Origin of the sequence: Brevibacterium sp. (assembly GCF_052105255.1) — a bacterium.
Classification (GTDB): Bacteria; Actinomycetota; Actinomycetes; order Actinomycetales; family Brevibacteriaceae; genus Brevibacterium; species Brevibacterium linens_B.
In genome coordinates this window covers 1-3,794 of the sequence record NZ_JBQDYQ010000115.1, presented here as the reverse complement: position 1 = coordinate 3,794, position 3,794 = coordinate 1, and the positions used below count along the sequence as shown (strand labels likewise).

Annotated in this window: 4 protein-coding genes; 1 reads left to right on the top strand and 3 read right to left on the bottom strand. The window is 65.8% G+C overall.

Features of this window, described 5'->3' with window-relative positions:
* Positions 1-689 precede the first annotated feature (689 nt).
* Positions 690-1,490 (top strand): MBL fold metallo-hydrolase, encoded by an 801-nt coding sequence (locus ACTIIH_RS16065; RefSeq protein WP_441452826.1) that lies wholly within the window; start codon positions 690-692, stop codon positions 1,488-1,490.
* Between the two features lie 28 nt (positions 1,491-1,518).
* On the opposite strand, the gene ACTIIH_RS16060 is transcribed toward ACTIIH_RS16065, so the two are convergent.
* The 3 genes from ACTIIH_RS16060 to ACTIIH_RS16050 form a co-directional block, all read right to left on the bottom strand.
* Entirely contained in the window at positions 1,519-1,731 is a 213-nt protein-coding gene (locus ACTIIH_RS16060; protein ID WP_441452825.1) for a hypothetical protein, read from the bottom strand.
* Positions 1,728-2,333: a hypothetical protein gene (locus tag ACTIIH_RS16055; RefSeq protein ID WP_441452824.1), complete on the bottom strand. Its 606-nt coding sequence runs from the start codon at positions 2,331-2,333 to the stop codon at positions 1,728-1,730. The genes ACTIIH_RS16060 and ACTIIH_RS16055 overlap by 4 nt, the downstream gene beginning before the upstream one ends.
* Positions 2,334-2,476: 143 nt before the next feature.
* Positions 2,477-3,565 (bottom strand): hypothetical protein, encoded by a 1,089-nt coding sequence (locus ACTIIH_RS16050; RefSeq protein ID WP_441452823.1) that lies wholly within the window; start codon positions 3,563-3,565, stop codon positions 2,477-2,479.
* Between the last annotated feature and the right edge of the window lie 229 nt (positions 3,566-3,794).

Genomic DNA, 3,794 nt, shown 5'->3' with positions numbered 1-3,794 from the left:
TATTCTTGAAGAAACTAGTCGTTGCCCCTTGACTTAAAACATAGGGGCACCCCCCGGAATTTCGCATCTCCCGGCGCGTCGGTGCTCAGCCGACGTTTGCACAGAGCGATGTGCTCCAGTCGATGCTCCGGGACCGGCCCTCGCCAGGTCTCGATGACGTAGTCGTCGACGTGGGCACCGAGGTCGAGTTCGGCCGCGGTTGCAGTCGGCGCGACCGAGCACCGTTCGATCTGTGCGAACCCGTACCCGCGGCTGCTGAGAAAAGACACCTCCGACAGAGCCCTCCTGCCCGCTGCTCGTCCTCCATCACCGTCAACAATGCGCAGCCCAGTCCAAGGCGTCGATGGTCGGGGTGCACACCAGGCCTCCGCCGTGTCTGTATTGCTGGACGGACGCAGTTCGGCCGCGCCTCTGGCCACGATCACCCTGTCGATCCTGTCGAGCCAGGTGAGACAGGTCCGGTACTCGCTCATGCTGGACAGAGTGAGTGGCGCGCCTCGTCGGGGATCGGGTCGAAGTCCAGCAGCTCGGGCATCACTGCCTCGATCGCCGCGGGATCGACGTGTCCCGACCTGATCCGGGTGATCTCCATCCGTGGCCTCTGTCGTCGCAGGTGGCCGCCTCACTGCGATGCCTCCTTCGCGCATCGTCGCGCTGACAGCCGATGGGTGACATTCTAGACTGCGAACATGACACGAGTGAGAGTTCTCAGCTTCGATCCTGCCGCGGTCAACTGCGGAGTCATCATCGGCACCGATCGCACCCTGCTCGTCGATGCCGGGCCCGGCCCCGCGGCTGCCGCGCACTTGGTGGAGCGGGCGGGCCGCCTCGGCGAGGAGATCGGCGGTGATCGTCCGCGCGCGATCGAACTTGCGATCACCCACGATCATTGGGATCACTTCTTCGGCGCCGCCGCGGCCGTATCCGCCGGGGTCACCGCCGTATACGCGTCATCATCGTTCGCTTCGGATCAGGAAGCCACGGCCTGGATCGCTCTCGACGAAATTGTGGGCGGCGACTTCCCGGAAGACTATCGGTCAAGCCTCCCCGACAATCCCGGCGACCTCGTCGTCGACGTCTCCCCTGTCGATCCGTCCCCCGGGAGCCTGCGACATCTCGACCTCGGCGACTGCCCGGTCGAATTCCATGTCCTCGGCGGTCATTCGACGGCCGACCTCGTCGTCCGATTGCCCGAGCTCGGCATCGTCTTCACCGGCGACCTCGTCGAAGAGGCGGATGCACCTCAGGCCGGGCCCGATGCTTCCTTGAGCGAATGGGCATCGAGCCTGCACACCCTGCTGTCGTTTCCTGAGGCGAGGACCTTCGTTCCCGGTCACGGGGTCCCGGTCGATCGTGATTTCCTCGCCCGTCAGCTCGCCGATATCGAGGGGCTGATGGTCGATCAGGGAGACGCCGAGGTGGCTCTGCCCGCCCGCTCCATGCCGGGCGACCATGGTCGCACGATTCCCAGGGAGCATCGCCTGGTCTGAGCGGATGGGTCGAGAATGCGGCCCGGGATCAGGAACCCCGGCGGTGCAGGGCCGTGACGAGATCGCCGCCGATGGCCCCGAACAGCGTCTGCGCCCAGACGCTGTCACCCTTGACATAGGGACGGTCGCCGTCGAAGATCCACTGCAGTTCGCGGCCGGACTGCAGATCGGACAGGCAGTTGCCGCAGACGGGGACGCGGACGCTCTTTCCCGCCAGGTGGCCCTTGCGCTCGGTGCTCACCAGCCGATTCGACCGTGCTTCCCCGTGCAGAGGGTTGACCGTGCACAGACTGACTCCGTGTCGTCGAACTCGCCACTGAGATGGGCCATCTGGGGTCGGTACACCCCTTTCTCGCCCACGCCCATGAGGCCGGAGGCGTCGACGGTGAGCACAGCCGCCTCGGCGTCGTCCATCTCGGTGACGATTCGGGCCGCGAGCAGATCGAGGTCGCCGTCGGCGTCGTCGAGGTCCGAGGTGTTGAGGAAAGCGACGTAGATGGGGGTGTCGGCATCGGCGACGGCGGACCTGATCTCCGCGATCTCATCGTCTTCGATCTCGAATTCCGGGTAGCCGTCGAAATAGACGGGATCCTGGGCCAACGATTTCGCGATCGCCCGGTACCGGGACGGATCGTAGTCGGGGTCGATGGCGCCCTCGATGCGGTCGGTGAAGATCGAGTCGACGTCGATCCGTCCGCTGTCGATCGTCTCGATGCGTTCGGCCTTCGTCTGGTCGAAGAAGTGGCCGCTGAGCAGGGTGGCGCCGATCGATACGGCGGCGACAGCGACGACGGCGATGACCCAATCGAGTGGGTTGATCGAACGGGCAGCTCCAGTGGCCATCATCGGCTGCTTCCGAGGGCGGAGTGCCGTGGGCTCATGGTCTCCAGCACCGCCTCGTCGAGGGGCTGGAAGCTGCCGAAACCGGAGAGCGCGTAGGCGTCGTCGCGTTGGAAGTACGGGACAGCGCGGGTGGAACCGGGGCGCTAGGGCACCATCAGTCGTTCCGGATCGTGGCCGGCCGCCAGGTCCTCGCGACAGTCGACGCACAGCGCCGCGGTGAGGCTGCGCCCGGACTGTCTGAGCACATGATCATCGATGTCTCTGCGGTGGTGCGGGAAGAGGAAGCAGAAGCGCGGTTCGTCATCCAATCTGTTTGAGCGCCTGCGCAGCCCTCGACGCACCCAACGGTCGAGGGTGACGAGGGCGCACACTGCGTGGCGGTGGGCGAAGTCGACGGATTCGGCCCAGTCCGGATGGGCTGTGGTCAGGACGGCCAGAGCGTCCTGGATTCGTCGCCCTCGGTCGTACAGAGCCCACGTGTCGTCATCGGGATGCTCGGGTTCGGGGATCGGGGCGGCCGCCTCGGTGACGGCTTTCTGCAGGTTGCGGGACTTGACCAGTTCCGGTGTCGTCGTCAGCTTCGTCCGCCAGGAATAGCGATTGCGGCGGTGCAGCAGCCACAGAGTCGCGCCGAGCGCCGCGGCGGCCGTCGCACCGAAGACGAGCGCGTCGGGGTCGGAGTGGTCGAGGCCGAAGCGTTCGATGTAATCCTCGCTGCGGGTACCGACGTCGCGGGTGTCGAAATCCGGGGCAGAGGGTGGTTCGGTCCCGTCGGCGGCGGCGACGAGGACCTGCAGATAGTAGGGGACGGCGAGTTCGACGGGGATGAAGTCATCGCTGCGGGACCTCATGAGTTCGGGTGCGCCCGAGGGGACGACGGGTCCGTTGTCGGTGACGAGGTAGGCGAATGAGCGGGCTGAGGTCTCGCCTTCGGTGAAGAGGACAAGGGTCTGCTTCTTCCCCGACTCTTCGTGCATGGCGAAGGCGAAGTCGGAGGTGAACTTCGCCCAATCGCCGTAGCCCATGGTCTGGAGGCCGGGAGTGATCGCGAGGTAATGAGTCAGACCGGTGTCCTCGGTCTGCTGTGAGGCCCGCCGGATGGCGGTGAGCTGGTTCTCGGTCAGTCCGGGTCTGACGATCTCATCGATATAGAGGGGTTGCTGCGCCCAGGTGTCGCGGATGCGATCGCGCTGCTGTTGCTGCGCGCGGGCGTAGCTCGTCGTCTCGGTCACCAGACAAGGATAGATCAGGTTCTGCCAAGCCCCCGTCCAACGGTGTTCCGAATCGGTCACATGGCGGCGGGGGCGGGATGGGCAATCGCGGTGGGGGTAGGCAGCCTCGGCGGGGATGCAAAGAACCCCCACGGTGGACCGTGGGGGTCCGAAGCCTCAAGCAGCAGTCAGACCGCTGCTCAGGAAATCACTTGAGGGTGACGGTGGCGCCGGCAGCCTCGAGGGTTTC

Coding starts and splice junctions, on each gene's coding strand:
- ACTIIH_RS16065 (WP_441452826.1), top strand. CDS start 690: ATGACACGAGTGAGAGTTCTCAGCTTCGATCCTGCCGCGGTCAACTGC.
- ACTIIH_RS16055 (WP_441452824.1), bottom strand. CDS start 2,333: ATGGCCACTGGAGCTGCCCGTTCGATCAACCCACTCGATTGGGTCATC.